General features: G+C 68.7%; 16 protein-coding genes. 5 read left to right on the top strand and 11 right to left on the bottom strand.

Annotated features, from left to right (window positions below):
- Positions 1 to 73: 73 nt before the first annotated feature.
- Positions 74 to 847, bottom strand: coding sequence for an aspartate/glutamate racemase family protein (locus tag ACH4FH_RS37300; RefSeq protein ID WP_398560424.1), 774 nt, complete (start codon positions 845 to 847; stop codon positions 74 to 76).
- A 318-nt stretch (positions 848 to 1,165) separates the two neighbouring features.
- Here ACH4FH_RS37300 and ACH4FH_RS37305 point away from each other — a divergent pair, with 318 nt between their 5' ends.
- The 4 genes from ACH4FH_RS37305 to menC are packed head-to-tail and all read left to right on the top strand — an operon-like array spanning position 1,166 to position 5,231.
- On the top strand, positions 1,166 to 2,203 hold the full coding sequence (locus tag ACH4FH_RS37305; protein ID WP_398560425.1) for a dipeptidase: 1,038 nt from the start codon (positions 1,166 to 1,168) through the stop codon (positions 2,201 to 2,203).
- Positions 2,204 to 2,244: 41 nt separating this feature from the next.
- On the top strand, positions 2,245 to 3,333 hold the full coding sequence (locus ACH4FH_RS37310) for a M20 family metallopeptidase (RefSeq protein WP_398560426.1): 1,089 nt from the start codon (positions 2,245 to 2,247) through the stop codon (positions 3,331 to 3,333).
- Positions 3,330 to 4,103 (top strand): GNAT family N-acetyltransferase, encoded by a 774-nt coding sequence (locus tag ACH4FH_RS37315; protein WP_398560427.1) that lies wholly within the window; start codon positions 3,330 to 3,332, stop codon positions 4,101 to 4,103. Before ACH4FH_RS37310 ends, ACH4FH_RS37315 begins: the two co-directional genes overlap by 4 nt.
- Before the next feature lie 27 nt (positions 4,104 to 4,130).
- On the top strand, positions 4,131 to 5,231 hold the full coding sequence (gene menC / locus ACH4FH_RS37320; protein WP_398560428.1) for an o-succinylbenzoate synthase: 1,101 nt from the start codon (positions 4,131 to 4,133) through the stop codon (positions 5,229 to 5,231).
- 177 nt (positions 5,232 to 5,408) lie between these two features.
- Here the strand turns inward: menC and ACH4FH_RS37325 are convergent, their stop codons facing one another.
- The 8 genes from ACH4FH_RS37325 to ACH4FH_RS37360 form a co-directional block, all read right to left on the bottom strand.
- Positions 5,409 to 6,107, bottom strand: a complete 699-nt coding sequence (locus tag ACH4FH_RS37325; protein WP_398560429.1) for an ABC transporter ATP-binding protein — start codon at positions 6,105 to 6,107, stop codon at positions 5,409 to 5,411.
- Entirely contained in the window at positions 6,104 to 7,930 is a 1,827-nt protein-coding gene (locus ACH4FH_RS37330) for a dipeptide/oligopeptide/nickel ABC transporter permease/ATP-binding protein (protein ID WP_398560430.1), read from the bottom strand. Before ACH4FH_RS37330 ends, ACH4FH_RS37325 begins: the two co-directional genes overlap by 4 nt.
- A complete protein-coding gene (locus ACH4FH_RS37335; RefSeq protein ID WP_398560431.1) occupies positions 7,930 to 8,952 on the bottom strand; it encodes an ABC transporter permease in 1,023 nt (340 codons plus the stop codon). Before ACH4FH_RS37335 ends, ACH4FH_RS37330 begins: the two co-directional genes overlap by 1 nt.
- On the bottom strand, positions 8,949 to 10,541 hold the full coding sequence (locus ACH4FH_RS37340) for an ABC transporter substrate-binding protein (RefSeq protein WP_398560432.1): 1,593 nt from the start codon (positions 10,539 to 10,541) through the stop codon (positions 8,949 to 8,951). Before ACH4FH_RS37340 ends, ACH4FH_RS37335 begins: the two co-directional genes overlap by 4 nt.
- Before the next feature lie 126 nt (positions 10,542 to 10,667).
- Positions 10,668 to 11,573: a serine hydrolase gene (locus ACH4FH_RS37345; protein ID WP_398560433.1), complete on the bottom strand. Its 906-nt coding sequence runs from the start codon at positions 11,571 to 11,573 to the stop codon at positions 10,668 to 10,670.
- A 25-nt stretch (positions 11,574 to 11,598) separates the two neighbouring features.
- Positions 11,599 to 12,504 carry a serine hydrolase gene (locus tag ACH4FH_RS37350; RefSeq protein ID WP_398560434.1) on the bottom strand — a complete coding sequence of 302 codons (906 nt, stop codon included), beginning with the start codon at positions 12,502 to 12,504 and terminating at the stop codon, positions 11,599 to 11,601.
- Positions 12,505 to 12,527: 23 nt separating this feature from the next.
- Positions 12,528 to 13,862: a serine hydrolase domain-containing protein gene (locus ACH4FH_RS37355; RefSeq protein ID WP_398560435.1), complete on the bottom strand. Its 1,335-nt coding sequence runs from the start codon at positions 13,860 to 13,862 to the stop codon at positions 12,528 to 12,530.
- A 122-nt stretch (positions 13,863 to 13,984) separates the two neighbouring features.
- Positions 13,985 to 14,512 (bottom strand): Lrp/AsnC family transcriptional regulator, encoded by a 528-nt coding sequence (locus tag ACH4FH_RS37360; protein WP_398560436.1) that lies wholly within the window; start codon positions 14,510 to 14,512, stop codon positions 13,985 to 13,987.
- A gap of 315 nt (positions 14,513 to 14,827) precedes the next feature.
- Here ACH4FH_RS37360 and ACH4FH_RS37365 point away from each other — a divergent pair, with 315 nt between their 5' ends.
- Positions 14,828 to 15,415, top strand: a complete 588-nt coding sequence (locus ACH4FH_RS37365) for an isochorismatase family protein (RefSeq protein ID WP_398560437.1) — start codon at positions 14,828 to 14,830, stop codon at positions 15,413 to 15,415.
- A gap of 143 nt (positions 15,416 to 15,558) precedes the next feature.
- On the opposite strand, the gene ACH4FH_RS37370 is transcribed toward ACH4FH_RS37365, so the two are convergent.
- Positions 15,559 to 17,232 carry a PucR family transcriptional regulator gene (locus ACH4FH_RS37370; RefSeq protein WP_398560438.1) on the bottom strand — a complete coding sequence of 558 codons (1,674 nt, stop codon included), beginning with the start codon at positions 17,230 to 17,232 and terminating at the stop codon, positions 15,559 to 15,561.
- 219 nt (positions 17,233 to 17,451) lie between these two features.
- Positions 17,452 to 18,111, bottom strand: coding sequence for a DUF4097 family beta strand repeat-containing protein (locus tag ACH4FH_RS37375; RefSeq protein ID WP_398560439.1), 660 nt, complete (start codon positions 18,109 to 18,111; stop codon positions 17,452 to 17,454).
- Positions 18,112 to 19,078 lie beyond the last annotated feature (967 nt).

Raw genomic sequence — 19,078 nt, forward strand, 5'->3', positions numbered from 1 at the left:
CGTCAAGCGACAGTCCACGTGCAACACCGTCCGCCGCACCGCATCCCGCAAGCCCCCGGGTGATCGACTCGGGTCAGCAGCGTACGAAGGAAGCGCTGACCCCGTTCGAGCCGGAGCAAGCCCCGGTGCGAAGTGGGGGTCGTAGGACGGCGAGTGCTTGGCGGGCCAGGGCTGACGTGGAGTCGAGGACGGGCAGGGTGCGTTGCGCCGCCTCTGCAATCAGGGGGATTTCGGTGCAGGCCGCGATAGCCATCTCCGCCCCCGCCGTGCGGAGTTCAGTGGCGGCCGTGACGATGTCACGCTTGGCCAACGCTAGGTCGCCGCCCTGTTTGACGGCCGTGATGGCGCGGTTTACGTGGTGCGTCTGTATGGACGAGGTGACGTGGATGATGTGAAGGCCGAGGAGTTGGCCGGCCGCGTCATACAGGCGGGCGGTGCGGGTGCCTTCAGTTGCCAGGATGCCGATGCGCTCGATAGTCGGTTGGTGGGTGCGGCAGGCGTCGAGGGCGGCGTGGACCATGTCGAGGATGGGCACGTCAGTGTGTGCGCGCAGGACGTCGATGTACGCGTGTGCTGTGTTGCAGGGAACAGCGATGCAGGTGGCGCGGGCCTGAGTGAGCCAGGACAGGCCGGTCAGCATTGCCTCCACCGGCGAGGGGCCGCGTCGCAAAAGGGCGTCCGTGCGGTCGGGCACGGTGGGGTCTGCCCAAATGGCGACCGGGAGGTGTTCCTGATCTCGGTGGGCGGGGGTGTGCTCGATCAGGCGCTGGTAGAAGTGGGCGGTCGCCATGGGGCCCATACCGCCAAGGACGCCCAGCAGGGGACGCCGCCCCGTAGAGGGAGTCATTGGGGGGCCTTGCACTGCTTGGCCGGCCGGAAGGCGAGGGCCGTTGAGGTGGTGCGCTGGAAGGCTGATCGCATGCGGGCAAGCTTCGGCGGATTCGGGCGGTGCTGCTTCGTCGGCGGGGACAAACGTTAGGCCCCCCGCTCGTGCCGAGGCCCCACAGAGGCTTGGACAGGCGCCTGGCCTGTCGTGGCGCCGACGGCTTCCTCGACCGCTTGTCTCCGGGAACGGATCCTGCCGCTCTTGTTGGGATCCTGCTACGAACGCAGAGTCTGCGATCTCCCATAGCGTCGCTGGTATATCTCTAGTGAGGAGTCGAGAGTGACCGTAGATCTGCACAGCCGTGCGGTCGTTGCCGACACACACAATGACCTGCTGATGTCGGTTGTGGAGCGCCCTCCGCACCGGTGGGCGGAGTTCTTTCGTGAGCGGTGGCTTCCGCAGCTGGTCGAAGGCGGGGTGAACATCCAGGTCCTGCCCGTGTTCGTGGATGATCAGTTCCGGCCGGAGGGGGCGCTACGCCGCACCCTGCGGATGGTCGAGTGCGCCCACACGCTGGCCGAGGGCAATGCCGAGCACGTGCGACTGTGTCTGGACGGCGACGATATCGATGCCGCGCTGGCCGAAGGCCGGATCGCCCTGGTGCTTGCGCTCGAGAGCGCGCCCGGTGTGGACGCCGATATCGAGCTGTTCCACACCTTGTACCGCCTCGGTGTGCGGGTCGCCTCCATCGCCCACTGGGGACGCTCCGCGCTCGGGGACGGCAGCGGTGAGGATGCCACGGGCAGCCGGCTCACCAGCGACGGGGCAGCGGCACTCGCTGAGCTGGAACGTCTGGGGGTCGTCTTCGACATCTCCCATCTGGGCGCGGCAGGCGTGGCGCATGCGCTGGAGCTCGCGACCCGCCCGGTGATCGCCTCGCACTCGGCGGCCCGCGCTCTGTGTGATCACCACCGCAACCTGACCGACGAGCAGATCCGTGGCGTCGCGGCCACCGGCGGCGTCGTCTGCGTCAACTTCGTACCCGACTTCCTGGCCACGGAGCAGGAGCGGCAGACGATCGACCGGATCGTCGACCACATCGAGCACATCAGCGCCTTGGTCGGCATCGAGCATGTGGGCATCGGCCCGGATTTTCTGCGCGAAGTAGCCGCGGACATCACCCCGCCGTGCTGCGACGGAGGCGACTACACCGGCGTGGCACTGGATGCTTCCCTGCCTGGCCTGGACGGGCCCGCGGAGCTGCCGGCACTCACGGAGGCGATGCTCAAGCGAGGGCTGGAGGAGAACGACATCCGCGCCGTTGTGGGCGGCAACGTGCAGCGACTCTTCCGTGCCCAGTTGGGCAGGGCCCGGTGAGCGGCGCAACAGCCGGGCAGGCTGCGGACGAGCTCGCTGCCATGCTTACGGACCTTGAAGAGCTGGTGACGTGCGAGTCGTACTCGTCCGACCTGCGGGCCGTCGCGCGCAGCGCGGACATCGTCGCCGCCCAGGGCAGGCGCCTTCTGGGAGTCGAGCCCGAACGCATCGTGATCGAGGGCGTCACGCATCTGCGCTGGACGTTCGGCACGCCCCGGGTGCTGCTGCTCGGACACCACGACACGGTGTGGCCGACCGGCTCGCTGGCCACCCATCCCTGGTCGGTGACGGACGGCGTCGCGCGCGGCCCCGGCGTCTTCGACATGAAGGCGGGATTGGTGCAGATCTTCCACGCCCTTGCCGCACTGCCCTCGCTGGAGGGCGTCTGCGTCCTGGTCACTGGAGATGAGGAAGTGGGCTCGGGCACCTCGCGTGCCCTGATCGAAGAGGCGGCACGGCAGTGTGCGGCTACCTTCGTGCTGGAGGCGTCGGCGGACGGCGGGGCGTTGAAGACCGCGCGCAAGGGCGTCTCCTCCTACGAGCTGGTCGTGCACGGCAAGGCCGCTCATTCCGGTCTTGAGCCCGACAAGGGTGTCAATGCGGCGGTTGGAGCGGCCCAGTTGACCCTCGCCCTGGATGCGCTCGCCGACCGGGCCAATGCCGGGGCGCGTGACGGCTGGAAGACCACGGTGGTTCCCACGGTGGTCAGGGCCGGTTCGGCCACCAACACGGTGCCGGCGACGGCCACCGTGAGCGTGGACGTCCGGGTTCCGACCGTGCAGGCGCAGGAGTGGGTGGACATAGCGATACGCGCTCTGGGCGTGACGGTTCCCGGCGCGCGCGTGGAAGTGCGCGGAGGGCCCAACCGGCCGCCTCTGGAGGAATCCTCCTCGGCCGCGCTCTTCGAGCGCGCCGGTGCCCTCGCCGGGCAGCACGGCGTGGAGCTGTCTTCGGCCGCGGTCGGCGGCGCGTCCGACGGTAACTTCACCGCCGGGCTCGGCTGCCCCACCTTGGACGGGCTCGGCGCGGTGGGGGGCGGCGCCCATGCCGACCATGAACACGTCCTCGTCGCCGAAATGGTGCCCCGCACACAACTTCTCGCCGCCCTCGTGAAGGAGTTCACCCTGTGAGGGACCTTGTCATCCGCGAGCTTCACGACCTGCCCGACGTGGAGGACGCCAACGCCCTCTTCGGGAAGATCTGGGGAAGCGCCCCCATGGGCGTCGAGCACATGCGGGCACTCTCACACGCCGGCAACTACGTGGCCGGAGCCTTCCACAACGGACAGTTGGTCGGCGCGTCCGTCGCCTTCTTCGCGGCCCCGGCGGGATCGGCCCTGCATTCGCACGTCACCGGCGCACTGCCCGGCCACCGGGCCGGATTCGCCCTCAAACTGCATCAGCGCGAGTGGGCCCTGGACCGCGGATTGCAGCGCATCACCTGGACTTACGATCCGCTGGTGCGACGCAATGCGCACTTCAACCTGACCAAGCTCGGCGGCCGGCCGGTGGAGTACCTGGCCAGCTTCTACGGTGCGATGGACGACGCGATCAACGGTGGCGACGACACCGACCGGGCTCTTGTCGCCTGGCAGTTGTCCCACCCCGACGCCGTAGCTGCCGCGGCATCGGGGCCTGCCCCCGTGCCGGTCCCCGCCGACGCCGCCACCGTGCTGTCCGTACGGGGCGGCCTGCCGGCCGTCAGCCACAGTGATGCCCCCACCCTTCTGGTGGAAGTGCCTGTCGACATCGAGGCGTTGCGGAACAGCGATCCGGGTGCGGCCAGGGCATGGCGCCTGGCGATGCGCGAGGTGCTGGGTGGGCTGCTGGCTGACGGCGCTCGTGTCACCGGCTTCCACAACCGGTCCTGCTACGTCGTCACGCGTGACACCGCCACCTGACCCGACTCTCCTGGAGCCAACCGAAACATGAAGATCACCGGAATTGAACTGCGGCGGATCGCGATGCCCCTGCGGGCGCCCTTTCGCACCTCCTTCGGCGTCGAGACGGCCCGCGACGTCCTGCTGGTGCGTGTGGTCACCCCCGACGGCGAGGGCTGGGGCGAATGCGTGGCGATGTCCGAGCCGCGCTACTGCTCCGAGTATGTCGATGGTGCGGCCGATGTCCTGCGCCGCTTCCTCATTCCCGCACTGCCCGAGCAGGCGGACGCACACGCCGTCAAGCGTGCCATGAAGCCCTTCAAGGGCCACAAGATGGCCAAGGCGGCCCTGGAGACCGCTGTGCTCGACGCCCAGTTGCGCGCCACGGGCCAGTCCTTCGCCACCTATCTGGGGGCCGATCGCGAGCGGGTGCCGTGCGGTGTGTCGGTCGGCATCATGAACTCGGTTCCCGAGCTCCTCGATGCCGTGGGCGGGTTCGTCGAGGAGGGCTATGTCCGGATCAAGCTCAAGATCGAGCCGGGCTGGGACGTGGCACCGGTGCGCGCGGTGCGGGAGCGGTTCGGCGACGACCTGCTCCTCCAGGTGGACGCCAACGCCGCCTATACCTTGGCCGACGCCCGTCAGCTGGCCAAGCTCGACGCCTTCGACCTGCTGCTGATCGAACAGCCGCTGGCCGATGACGACCTGGTCCAGCACGCCGCGCTCGCCAAGCAGCTGCGGACGCCGGTATGCCTGGACGAGTCCATCGAGTCGGCGGAGGACGCCGCGGCGGCCATCACGCTGGGCGCCACGTCGATCATCAACGTCAAGCCAGGCAGGGTCGGCGGCTACCTGGAGGCCAAGGCCATTCACGACGTCTGTGTCGCGCACGGAGTGCCGGTGTGGTGCGGCGGAATGCTGGAGACCGGCATCGGGCGGGCCGCCAATGTCGCGCTGGCCGCACTGCCCGGTTTCACCCTGCCTGGCGACACCTCCGGCTCCAGCCGGTACTTCGCCACCGACGTCACCGAGCCCTTCGAACTCGCCGACGGTCACCTGGATGTCCCCACCGGTCCGGGGCTGGGCGTCGAGCCGGTGGGCGAGATCCTGGAAGGTGTGACCATGTCCAGTGAATGGATCCAGCTCTAACAGGGCTCTGGCAGTGCTCTGCCCGAGTGCCACAGTGGCCCCCGCCCGGCGTTCCTTCACGGACCGGGGCGGGGGCCACTGGCCGTTTGCGGGGATTGGCCTTCGACCGCGTTGGCACGGTCCCTGAAAAACCGTGCGCCCCACCGTTGGCGGGGCGCACGGTAAGCAGCAGCCGGGTCAGCTGTGGATGAGCCGCGGTACGGCGTCCAGGAGTGAACGGGTGTAGGGGTGCTGGGGGGCACCGATGACCTCGTCGACGGTCCCCGCCTCCACCAGGCGGCCGGCGCGCATGACCGCGACGGTGTCGGTGACGTAGCGCACGACGGCGAGGTTGTGGGAGATGAACAGCATGGACAGGCCCAGTTCGGTGCGGAGTTCGCGGATCAGGTTCAAGACGGCGCCCTGGACCGAGACGTCCAGCGCGGAGGTGATCTCGTCCGCGATGAGCAGGTCGGGTTGCGCGGCCAGGGCGCGGGCCACCGCGACACGTTGACGCTGTCCGCCGGAGAGCTCCCTGGGGTACTTGTCCGCGGCCGCAGCGGGCAGCGCCACGAGATCCAGCAGTCGCTCGACTTCCGTGCGCCGTGCCGTGCGTCGCATGCGAGGACCGAGGCCCTCGGCGATGGACAGGCCCACGCTCATACGGGGGTTGAGCGACGAGTACGGGTCCTGGAAGACCATTTGGACCTTGGACCTGTCGATGCCGGTGATGGTGCCGCGGCTGGGGACCAGGCCGGCGACGGCTCGGGCGAGGGTGGACTTGCCCGAGCCGGACTCTCCGACCAGGCCGACCGCAGAGCCGGGTGGCACGTTCAGGCTGACGTGGTCGACGGCGTTGAACTTGCCGTAGCGCACGGTCAGTTCGCGGATTTTCACTGTGCCTCCCAGCAGGCGACGTGGTGCCCTTGGCCCAGCTCCACCAGGGTGGGGCGTACGCGGCAGCGGTCGGTGGCCAGGGAGCACCGCTGCGCGAAGGCACACCCGGACGGCACCTCCGCAGGGGCCGGCTGCCGGCCGGGGATCGTGTCCAGGGGTTGGGTTCGGTCGGTTTCCATGTCCGGCAGCGAGCCGATCAGCGCCCGGGTGTAGGGGTGGGCGGCCTGCGTGGCGAGCTGGTGAACGGACAGCTCCTCGACGACCCGGCCCGCGTACATCACGACGACGCGGTCGCAGAGTTCGCTGACCACGGCGATGTCGTGCGAGATGAACAGGGCCCCGGCGCCGCTGTCATCGACGACTTCCCTCAGCAGGCGCAGCACCTCGCGCTGAACGGTCACGTCGAGGGCGGTGGTGGGCTCGTCGGCGATGATCAGCTGAGGGGTGCCCATGAGGCCCATGGCGATCACGGCACGCTGGCGCATGCCTCCGGACAGCTCGTGGGGGTGCTGGGCGGCAGTGCGTTCGGGTTCGCGGATCCGGACCTGGCCCAGGCGCTCGACCGCCCGCTGATGGGCGTCGGCCTTGGTGGCGTCGGCGTGCACGGTGGCTACTTCGGCGAGCTGGCCGCCGATGCGCAGTGCCGGGTTGAGGGCGGTGGTGGGGTCCTGGAAGACCATGGCCAGCGAGGAGCCCAGCAGCTTGCGCCGGTCGCGGGCGCTTAGGGCGTCGACGTCCGTGCCGCACAGCCGGTAGCGGGCGGTGGCGACGTGCCCTGGGTAGGGGATGATCTGGCCGACGGCCGCGGCCGTCATGCTTTTCCCGCTGCCGGATTCTCCCAGCAGGCCGACGATCTCCCGGGCGCGGACGGTGAGTGAGAGATCCCTGACAGGCTGGACGTCCCCAGGGAAGGTGACGGTCAGGTTGCGTACTTCGAGGATGGCGTCCGGCTCGGGCTCGTTGGTGACCAGGGCAGGCTCGGGTGCGTTGACGGCGCCGGTTGCCGCATGTGTGGTGGTGCGGGCGGCTTCCTTGGCGAACGCGTCGCCGAGCAGGGTGAAGCCGATGCCCGCGAGGGTGACGGCGACGGCCGGGCCGACGATGACGACGGGGGTGATGTAGACGTGTCCGAAGGCTTCGAACAGCAGGCGGCCCCAGTCGTAGGAAGGTGGCTGCACGCCCAGGCCGAGGAAGGACATCGCGGACAGGCCCAGCAGGGCGCCGCCCAGTGCCTGGGTCAGGTTGAGGATGAGGGGTTCGGCAATGTTGGGAAGCACATGCCGGGTCAGGATGCGGACGCGCGGGACGCGCAGCATACGGGCGGCCGCGATGTAGTCGGCCTGGGCGATGGAAGACGCCAGCGTGTGGGTGATGCGGGCGAAAGTGGGGGCCAGCGCCACCCCGATGCCGAGCACCGCGCCGCGGGCGCCGAGTCCGACGATCACCGCGGTGAACATCGCCAGCAGCAGCGAGGGGAAGGCGACCAGGGCGTCGACCACGCCGATGACGATTCTGCTGGGCCTGCGCGGCAGCACGGTGGGCAGCACGCCCAGCACAATGCCGATGAGCGCACCGATCAGAGTGGCCAGCGCCGCCAGTTCCAGCGAGAGCCGGGTGGCTACCAGGGTGCGGGCCAGTAGGTCCCGGCCCAGGGAGTCGGTACCCAGCAGATGTGCGCCGGAGGATCCGGAGTTGATCGCCCCGGGGTCGAACCGGGCTGCCGCGTCACTCCAGATGACTGGCGCCATGACAGCCAGCACGACCAGTGCGCAGACCAGGAGACCGCCGACGAGGGCGGAGGGGTTTTTGAGCAGGCGTCGCATCAGCTCTCCTTGCCGGCGCTCAGAGCGGACTTCGGGTCCAGGACCCCGAGGGCGATGTCGACGACGAAGTTCACGCCCAGCACGATCGCGCCGTAGACGAGGATCACTGCCTGCGCGACGGGATAGTCCTTCTGCGTGATCGCTTCGACGGTGCGCAGGCCCAGACCCGGCCAGGCGAAGACATTCTCCACCAGCACACTGCCGGTGATCAGGCCGCTCAGTAGGAGACCACCCATGGTGAGGGTGGCGGTGAGGGTGTTGGGCAGCAGGTGACGTACGTAGAGACGGCCTGCCGGCAGGCGCTTGGCGCGGGCCAGGCGCATGTAATCGGAGCCGAGTTCGCGCAGGGTCTCCACCCGGGCGATCCGGGCGATCATCGCCGCCGGGCCGACGGCCAGCGCGATGACGGGCAGGATGTAGGAACTCGGGCCGGTCAGTCCTGCGGGCGGCAGCCAGCTCAGCCCCAGCGCGAACACAATGACCAGCGCCAGGGCGTAGAGGTATTCGGGGACGGCCACCGCGGCGCCGGTGAGGGCGCCGAAGGCGGTCTCGGTACGCCGGTTGCGGCCGTTCTCGGTCCGGATGGCGCCCCACACACCCAGCGGTATGGATACGAGCAGGGCCACGACGGTCGCCAACAGGGCCAGCGCGACCGTATTGGGCAGGCCGTCCTTGATGATGTCCGACACGGGCTGTGCGGAGATGAAGGACGTGCCGAGATCGCCGCTGAAGACGTCATGCACGTAGTGGAAGAACTGGACGGGAATCGAGGCGTCGAGCCCGAGTTCATGGCGGCGCTGGTCGACGAGACTCTTGGGCGCGGTAGGGCCGAGCATCTTGCGCAACGGGTCCCCGGGGATGAGGTGAATCATCGCGAACGACACCACGAGCAGGGCCGTCAGCGACACCGCGAAGCGCACCAGATGCCTGGCGAAGAACCGTGGTGTCAGTGTTCTGGTGCGCGGGGCCTGTTGCGTGCCGACCGGTGTCGAGGCGTCGTCGCGGGGTGGGGACGTGGTCATCGTCGGCCTCCGGTCATGCGGATCGAGGTCGGCTCGAACATGCCGGACGTCATCTGGAAGGTGGAGTTGCGGGCCGCGATGGTGGCGGTGCGGTCGACGACGGGAACCACGTCGCCGCTGCGCAGCAAGGCTCTCTCCGAGCCACGCCACCGTGTGCAGCCGGCTGCGCCCGGTCGGCGTCCGGCCTGTGCGGTCAGCTGCTCGTAGCGTTTGTTCGTCAGGTGTGCGAAGTTGCTGCCGTCGGGGGTGAACGGGCCGGAGAGCATGCCGAGCAGCTGGGTGGGGAGCGTGACGCCGAGGGGTTCCCAGATCACGTCCCAGTCCTGGGTCACTGATTCGACGTCGGCGTACGCGGCATCGACGACGCCCCGCAGCTGGACCTGGACGCCTACGTCCTGCCACGCCTTGGCCAGGTACTCAGCGGCCGCGGTGGCGGCCTCACCGGACGAGGCGCCGTAGACCATGCGGATGTTCAGGCGCTTGCCGTCCTTGGTGCGGACGCCTGAGCCGCTGCGTCGCCACCCCGCGTCGTCCAGTGCCTTTTCGGCTGTCGCGTGGTGGAACGTGGGCAGGTTGCCGGAGACGGTGTCGCCGGGGCACGGGCGCGGGCTCTGGACGAGGCCGGTGGCCTTGCGGCCGGTGCCGCTGGAGGCGATGGCGCCCAGCTGCCGAAGGTCGACGGCCTGCAGCAGCGCTCGGCGCAACGCCGGATCCTGTCCGGGATGCTCTTGGCCCTGGTGGAAGAAGAACTCCGAGGGGCCGATGGACTGCTCGGTGGTCGTCACCCCAGGGATCTTCTGCATACGGGAGCGGTCGGGACCGTTGAGCATCACGCCGTTGAGTTGGTTGGAGATCATCATGTTGGCCGCGGTCTGCTCGCTCGGCACCACCTTGAGGTCGAACTTGCCCGGCATCCGCGGGTCGTTGTTGCCCGCACCCTTCGGACCCCACGCGTAGTGCTTGCGCCGGATGAAGGTGTAGCGCTGGTTGGGCTTCGCCGAGGAGAGTTCGAAGGGCCCTGAGCCGGACGTGGCGTGCGCGAGCACGGACCGATCCTTGAGCCCCTTGCCGCACACCATGAACAGGAACCGGGTGCTCTCCAGGATGAAGCCGAACGGCTTCGGCGTGGACAAGGTCACCCGGTTCGTCGGCGTATCGGCCTTCGCCGTCAACCCTTCGGGGACGGTGACTCCGAGGGTCGGGGACTTGGTGGCCGGGTCGGTCAGGTGACGGACGTTCTCGGCGATGGTGCCGGGCGTGACACGGCTGCCGTCGGCGCAGGTGACGTCGCGCCGCAGGGTGAACGTGACCGAAGAGGGCCTGACCTGCCACTTCCGGGCCAGGCCGGAGACGACTTTCCCGTCCTGTGTGATGTGGATGAGGGTGTCGTAGGCCAGAGACAGAGCTGTGTAGGTATTCGTGTTGCGCACCTGGGCGGGATCCAGCAGGCCGGGGTCTCCTTTGATGGCGAAGCTGAAGGTGTCGCCGCCGGCCGCACCGGCCTGCTGGGCGGCGCCGCATCCGGCGGCCAGCAGCGACACCGCCGTACACCAGGCCATGACGCGCGCTCGTGCGCTGGCTCGTGTCATCGAGAGCTCCAAGGGGGAAGGGAGTCGCCTCGTCGTGCCGGATGCCGTGGGGACATGCGTGGGGCGCGACGGGGTGGGGGAGGCCGGGGCTGTGCTCGGCCGGGGAGAGGCTTGTGCGGGCGCGCTTCAGCCGCGCAGCGCGTCGATGGCCATGCGAGCCGCGCGTCCGATCGCTGCGTCGGCCCTCGGCTGGCGTTCGGTCATGGAGTGGGTGCGCAGGAAGACGGCGACGGCGTAGCGCTTGCCGTTGGGGTACTCGATGACGCCGGCCTCGTTACGGATGCCGAACTCGGTGCCGGTCTTGCCCGCGATCCGCACGCCGTCCTCGAACCCGGAGGTGAGGCGGTGCTGCCACACCTGCCGGCCCATGACGGCGCGTACCTCCGCGCACGCCTGGGCGGGGCCGGCCTGGTCGTGCCAGATCGCGGCCAGCAGCCCGGTCACCTCACGTGGGGTGCTGGAGGGGACCTGAGCGGGATCACGCACACTGAGCCGCCGGATCGCCTCCTCGTCGGCCTGGGCCACGCAGGCGTCGAAGTCCGCGCCGGGCGGCATGTCCAGCTCGCGGCGCACCGGCACGTCCAGCTCCCGGCAGCCGGACACCCCGAAGCCGGGGCAGCCCAAGCCATCGAGCATCGCGCGGACGTTGGACAGCCCGACGATGTCGAGCAGCCGGTCGGTGGCTGCGTTGTCGCTGATGGACATCATCAAGTAGGCGAGGTCGCGGGTGCTCAGCTCGATGTCGTACCGGCATCCGTCGCTGCCGGACCCGCCCTGGCGGTAGGGGGCGGTGACGGTGTGCCGCGCCTGTCGGTCCAGACACCCGGTGGCCGCTTGGCGGGCGTACTCCAGCAGGATCGGGATTTTGAAGAGGGACGCCAGGACTACCCGCTCATTGGCGCGGTACGACACCTCCGCCGCCGTGTCGAGATCACGGGCGTGCAGGAAGCCCTCCGCCTGGACCTCGTCGAAGGTCGAGGACAGGGCCTGTGCCAAGGCTGGGCCGGTGCCGGTGCTCTGGTTGGTGGTCATGCAGATCTCCTTGCGCGGGCAGGCATCAACGGCGGAGGAACTCGACGGCAGTGCGCGCGGCGCGCCCGATCACGGCGTCCGCCTTTGGCTGGCGCGTGGCCAGGGAGTGGGTGCGCAGGAAGACGGCGACGGCGTAGCGCTTGCCGTCGGGGTACTCGACGACCCCCGCCTCGTTGCGGACGTTCCACAGGAAGCCGGACTTCGCTGCGACCTTGATGCCGTCCTCGAAGCCGGCGACGAGCCGGTGCGTGGAGAGCTGGCGGCCCATGAGATCCCGTACCTCGGCGCACGCTTCGGTCGGCCCGGCCTCGTCTCGCCAGATCGCCGCAAGCAGGCCCGTGACTTCCCGGGGCGTGCCCGCCTGGGCCCTGTGCGGGTCGAGTACCGAGAGCGCGCGGATCCGATCGTCGGTGACACGGCAGAGCTGGGCATCGATATCGCCCTGAGGGTCGATACCCAGCTCGTCCCATTCGTGGCCGTACAGCTGACGGCCTGTGCCGACGGGGAAGCCGGTACAGCCCAGCTCGGACAGCGTCGCCCGCACCTGGTCAGCGCCGACGAGGGAGAGGAGCTTGTCGGTGGCGGCGTTATCGCTCATCGACATCATGAAGTACGCCAGGTCTCGGGTGGCCAGCACGACATCGTCCAGGCACCCGTCGGTGCCGATCCCGCCGCCCTCCTTCTGCGTCACGGCGACGGTGTGCCGACCGGAACGGTCGAGGATTCCCGCGGCCGCTTGTCGGGCGTACTCCAGCGCGATCGCGATCTTGCGTACGGAGGCCAGGATCACGGGAGCATCGGCCCGATAGGAGACGTCTGGTTTGCTGTCCACGTCGCGTGCGTGGACATAGCCGTCGGCTCCGGCAGCGTGGAAGAGCGAGTCAAAGATGCCAGTCGGCGGAGTGGACCGAGTGCGGGAGGGGGCGGGCATGTTGCTCCTGAGGGGATGGGGGTTCAGCGCACCCTGGGCGTGGCCCGGCCGCTGTAGTGCAGATAGGACGTGCCGTCCGGTTTCGTCTCGAAGACCACGGAGTCCCACAGGGACGCATCGTCATGGCGGCCGAGGAAGGTGTGGTCGTCGACAGCGGTCAGCGTGAACTCGCGTGACGGCGCGAGCCCTTCGAGCGCCCCGGTCGGCTCGGTCCGCAGCCGCAAGGCGTCCTCGACGACCGTCGCGGTGATACGGCTGCCGGCCCGCTCGTACACACCGGCGAAACGTGCCGGATCCACCGATGCGGGCCGGCCCGGCGGGGCCAGGGGGGAGGGCGCCGTGACGTGGGCCAGTTCCTTGAACAGCTCGCCGGCCAGGGCGTGCTGGAAGTTGAAGGTGCGACCGCCGTTGGTCAAAAGCGCGACCACAGTGCCAGTGGAGGGCAGGACCCACAGCATCGCGTGCTGCCCGATGGTGTCACCGCCGTGAAAGGCAACCTGCTGCCCGTCCCACGTGGTCAGCCCCCACCCAAGCCCCCACTGCTGGGCATCGACGTGCGGGTTCGGCACGTCCACCTGCGCCGTGCGCAGAGCCTGCGGGTCGGCGAGCAGCGCCCCGGGGGTCAGATGAGCCCGCCCGAACGCCACCACGTCCGAGGCCCGTGCACACACCAGGCCGGCTGGCCCGATGGCCCGAGGCAGCCCCCACACGCCGACCGGTGCGCCGTCGTCACCGTGGCCCAGGGCCGTCGCGAAGCGCAGCGCCTCCTCGGGCAGGGTGCACGTGTGCGTCAGCCCCAGCGGCTCGATGATCTGCTTCCGAAGCGCCTCGTCCCAGCTCAGGCCGGTCATGTGCTCGACGATCCGCCCGGCGATGACGAACCCGGCATTGCAGTACGACTGCCCGTCTCCCGGCGCGAAGAGCTGTCCGAGCCCGGCGCAGGCGCCCACGTATTTTTGCAGACAGTCGTCGCCGCGTCCGGTGTCCGTGAACAGGTCACCGTCGATGCCCGAGCTGTGTGTGAGCAGATGCCGGACGGTGACGGCGCGCGTCGCCTGCGCGTCCCACACCCGGAACTCGGGCAGCACGCTCACCACTGGGGTGTCGAGTGCGAGCCGGCCCTGCTCGACCAGCAGCATGAGTTGCGTGGTGGTCCACACCTTGGTGATGGACCCGATCTGGAACAGCGAGTCCGCCGTCACCGGCGCGCCGGTGGACCGGTTGAGCACTCCGGTGGTGCACGAGAACGTCGCACCGTCCTGGTACGAGATGGCCAGGGACGCACCTGGAACCTCGAACTCGGACGCCAGCGCCGCGAGACGCCGGTTCCAGCGGCCGATATCGACGTGTGGGGACACGGAGCCATCCTTGAGACGAAGGGGAAGCGGCGAGAACGCAACACTATGGCTGTATCCCTGCGTCCCTCATGGCTGCGAGGACGAAAGGGGACGCCTGCATTCGTGCAGCCCGACGAAGCCCGCTAAGGGTGGTTCCGCCCGGTCTGCGACGCCGGCTCCGCGAAGGCTCCTGGCCCCTCGCTCTCCTCGAACACCAGCCAAGTGCGTGTACCGCGCACCCCCGGCAGCTGCTGAATCTCGCCGAGAACGACGTCTCGCAGCACCGTGGTGTCCGGGGCACGCACCAGTACCAGCACGTCGTGGTCAGCCCCGACCAGCGCGAAGTGCTCGACATAGGACACCTCACGCAGCCGCTTGCACAGCGTGCGCCAGGCGGGCTGCTCGATCGTCAGCGCGACGTACGCGGTCGTGCCCAGCCCAAGACCAACCGGATTTATGCGGGCAGTGAAGCCGCGGATCGTCTGCTCGGACCGCATCCGCTCGATTCGGGCGTAGGCGCTGCCCCGCGAGATGTGCACCCGCTCGGCAAGGGCCCGTACCGAGATCCGGCTGTTGTCCGCCAGTTCCTTGAGGATCGCCCGGTCGACCTGGTCCACGGATGCGAAGCCCCGCCCCTGCGACGACATGTCGGGCGAATTCGATGACGGCATACAACTCCCTGTTACTGGTCGAATGGCGAGGTAGGTCCGAGGACGAGCGAGTACCTACAGGGGTATTCGGCGGATGCTTGCTCTCTTCCCTGCGGAGGGGGATCACAGGGCGCTTGTGCGCATGCTGCGCCACGGACCGGCCCGCCGGATGGGAGTCCGGGACGAAGTCGTCCGCCGCAGCTCGTAGCGCGCGACGAGTCCCCGCCCGCCTGGCGCGCCTAGGGTTGCGTCACCGGCCGACGCCGCTGATGACGTCTGGCGCTCGCCGGCGCTTCTGTGAATGACCGCCTCTCGGGCCCCTTGGGGGAGACGAACATGCCCTTGCTCGATGTCGACGACTGCGCCCTGGTGGTCATCGACGTGCAGACCAACTTTTATCCGCCGAAGCGGCTGGACGTGGACCGTCTCCTGCTCAACGAGGCGGTGCAGCGCATCGCCTGGATCGCCGCAGCCGCCGCAGAGCTCAAGGTGCCGGTCGTGGTGACCGAGGAGGAGCCCGACTGCAACGACCACACCGAGGACATCATCCGCGCCGCCCTTCCGGAAGATGCCCTCACCTTCCCGAAGAACGCTTTCTCCGTGTGGGACAACCCGGACATCGCTGCGAGGATTGAGGCCACCGAGCGCGGCACCATGGTTCTGACCGGGCTGGAGACCGACATCTGTGTCGCCCACTCCGCCCTCCGGCTCCACGAAGCGGGCAAACGCGTCGTGGTCGTGAACGACGCGACCTTCTCACCGCGCCACGCGCACCAGGCTGGACTGCGCCGCTTGGCCGAGGAGGGCATCGAAACCCTCTCCACCAAGGAACTCTTCTACGATTGGGTGCGCACCATCGAGCGCGCCAACGCGTTCCACCAGGCAACGCCGCACCTGGCCGTGCCCCCCGGCGTCAGGTTTTGACAGGTCCGTGACGGGGCTTCACCGAGGTCCGCTGCCTACTGGCCCCACAGGGCAACGGGACAGCGGACGCCTCCAGTGAGAGGCGGCCGACCCTTTGTTGGGTTGCCTTACCAGGGATACCCAGCAAGGGGATACCGATTCCCTCAGCTTCCGCTCCTGCCCTGCTCCTTCACCGGAGGCTTGGCAGGGGGCATTAGCCGCAGTTGGAGCATGAGAGCGAAGCGGAGGGACGGATCCTGCAGATCTATCTCGGCCACCTCGGCGACCCGCCGGATGCGGTAGCGAAAGGTGTTGGGGTGGACGAACACGCTCGCCGACGCGGCGATGACGTCACCGAAGGCGTCCAGCCACGCGCGCAGCGTCTCCACCAGGTGGGACTGATGTTTGGTGTCGTAGGCCACCAACCGGGCGACCGGGCTCAGCAGCTCGTCGCCGTGCGTGGCCGCCAGGTCCCGCAGCTCCAGCAAGAGCGCATCGATGTAGACATCGCCGATCGCGGCGACCCGCCTGCTGGTCGGGCTGTTCAATAGCACCCGCAGGGCCCGGTCCGCGCTGGCTCGCGAGGCAGCCAGCGCCAACGGCTCCGTTGCGACCGACCCGATCCCGATGACCGCCTGTGCGCGCTGCCCGGCACGCTCCATGAAGTTGGCCGCGATCTGCACGGCGCGCTCACGCCCGATCGTCACATCCGACTGCACCGGCACGATGGCATAGGCCACATCGCCCAGCAGCGCCAGCGCCGAACGAGGCTGCACCGCATTGAGATGGATACCGAGGGCACTCGTCAGCCGCTGCCGCTCCGCCGTGACGTGCGCGTGATCACCGTTCTGCCCCGCCAGTCCCATGGCCAAGACCACCGTGGGCTCATGGACGAGCCCCAGCCGGTCCAGGGCACCGGCCGCGCCCATCCCGCCCTCCAGGACGGTACTGACCAGGTCTGCGCGGAGGCGGTTCTGCGCATCGGCGCCTGCTCGGTGCCGCAGTAGGTGCAGCGCGACGAGCTTGGCCGCGTCCTGGAACGCCTGCTCGCGATCGGGCGTCAGCGGGTCGCCTATCGCCGCCCACACCGAGCCCAAGAATTCGTCGCCGGCACGCACCGCGATGGCCACTCGCGGTAGGGCGGTTTCCCCTTCCTCGATCGTGGCCGGAGCGATCAGCACGGGGCGATCACTGCGGTACAGCTCGCTGAAGACCCCTCGGCTCTCCAGAATGCGCAAGTACCCGTCCGGCACCTGACGCGCGAGAATCGTGGCGACACGCGACTGGTCCGCCTCGTCCTGGCGCCCCGAGAACGCCAGGATCCGGGAGCGGTGATCCTCGATCGTGATCGGCGCGTTCAACAGCGTCGCGACAGCGTTGGCCAGCGCGAACAGGTCCCCCGACGGCACCCCTCCCAAAGACTCCCCACCGGCATCGCCCACATCCCCCTCGGTGAGATGCGTCCGCAGCAGCGCCGTCAGCTGAGACCACGAAGCTCCCTGCGCCAAGGCGATCAGCGCCACGCCCGAGGCGGCCGACGCCTCGGCCAGGGACTCGTCCCGCTCGAGCGGCCCACGCACCACCAGTGCGGCCGCCCCGTGCTCGCCCAGCTGGTACAGAAGGCGGCCGGTGTCCCTCACTCCGTAGACAGCCACTCCCAGCACGATGCCGTGAGAGGGGTAGCTGACCTCGTCCCCGGGGTCATGGATAACGACACCGCCGACCTCATTGGTCAGCTCGGGGCTCCCGTATGCGAGATCGAGAAGACTGGGACCGAAATCTTCGAGGACACGGCTCAAGCTTGTGCGGGGGCTCATCGGCACGTCACGGATCACCATCTCAGGCTAGGAGACTGTCCTCCGCCCACGTTCGTTGCGATGAACAGATACAGATACAAAATCCGTCGGACTGTACCAACAGGAACCGCTGACCCTAGTCGTCCAACCGCCTCGCGCACCCAGCCCGAGACCGAATGTGTTCCGTTCATGGTGGTGGCATTGCGTGCCGGGCTTGGGTGTCGGGCAGTCAGTGAGGACGGTGCGGCGTCTCGCCTTACCTCAGGTTTGCTTGATCGTCACGTCGCCACCATTGCTCCGCGCCCTGACCTTGTGTGCCGAGCCGGCATCTGTCGTCACGTCGACCTTGCGGTCCCCGCCATTGGTCCGGGCCGTCACCGCGTACTTACCGGCAGGAAGCTCAAGGCGTACATCGCCGCCGCCGCTGAAAGCATCGATGTCAGCCGGGGCGTGGGCGAACCCAAGGCGCACCTCGCCGCCATTCGTCTTGGCAACTGTGCTGCCGGCCAAGGCTGTTCCGGTGATGTCGCCGCCTCCGCTCGCAATCCTGGAGGCCAAGCGGCTCGGGGCCTCAATGCGGTAGCTCACCGAACAAGTACCCGACCGGCAGTCACTGTCCCGAAGTGCCACCTTGCCGTCATGCGATGTGTGGGACGTCCTGGGCTTGTCGCCGGTATAGGTGATCTTCTCGGTCACCTTGATGCCGGATCGGTCCGAGGCGGTGACGTGGACGTCGCCGGCCGTCGTATCCACGCTCAGCTGCGAGGCAGGTCCTCCCACTTCGTATGAGGTGCTTGAGACCTTCTTGTTCTGGTCGCCCGCCGGGCGATTGGGGCGAGCGGGCCCATGCTCCGTGCAGCTTGTCAGCATGAGGACGCCGGTGGTGGCCACGGCAAGGGCGGTCAGGGCAGGGAGCTTCATAGTGGTCACATTTCGTTGTGGAACGTCTTCGCCGGTCAGTGGCGACCCGCAGGCGGGCCGCGGGCACGACTCGGGCAGGGGCAGGCCCCAGGGCCTGCCGGCAATCGCCGAGCGGGTGCTGTCTCCAACCAATGAGCACAGCCCCCGCCCGCCAGGAGGATTCGCGAACGAGGTATCTACGCGCGTCATCTTCCTCCGCCCTGTCACTATCCCCAACAGTCCGATCGTCTGGTTCGTCGGCTACCGCGAATGCTGGATGCCGCCTTGGGGCCTCCGCACGAAACCGAGAACGAGCGTCGAGGGCGCTCGGCGGTCGGGACTTCGTCTCCGGCTGCACCCACGCGTGCAGCCGGACGGTCTGGAGCAATACCGAGGCACCACGTGGCGGACAGCGCCGGGTGGCACACGTCGCCAATCACAGGTGTGGCAGCTGCTTGTCATAGTGGCGATGGCCTCGTGTTCACAGGCTCCTCGGTAGTCGGGTGGCTGCCCTTGCGTATGACGGGGTCTGCGCTCAGCGCTGCGTCGGCGAGTAGGTGGATGCGCCCGTACAGATGGAGCCGGCCTTCGGCCGTGGGATGTGACCGGCCGGCCATGGCGAGTACGGGCGTGGGGTCTTCGAGGTCGAGGTGTAGCTTCGGCAGACAGGGCTCGATCGAGGGTGCCAGCGTCATCGGGATGCCTGTGGCTGCCCCGCACCGGGCATGGCCCAGCATGGTCGGGTGGATCAGTCCGAGGCTCCGCACGGCATGCCGGGAACCTCGTTCCGGGGCTCCGGCCGCCGCGTATCGTCCTGCGCGTGAATGATGCGACGTGACCGACAGGACTGAGATCCCCGACAGCGTCCTCGCTGAGCTGACCAGCGTTTCGGTCTAGGCACTGTTTCTCGGATCATGTTCGGAGCCAGATTATGAGGGTCGCGACCGTGACGGTTCCGAGGTAGACGTAGGCGCGTTTCTCGTAGCGG

Origin of the sequence: Streptomyces sp. NPDC017993 (assembly GCF_044328065.1) — a bacterium.
GTDB lineage: Bacteria > Actinomycetota > Actinomycetes > Streptomycetales > Streptomycetaceae > Streptomyces.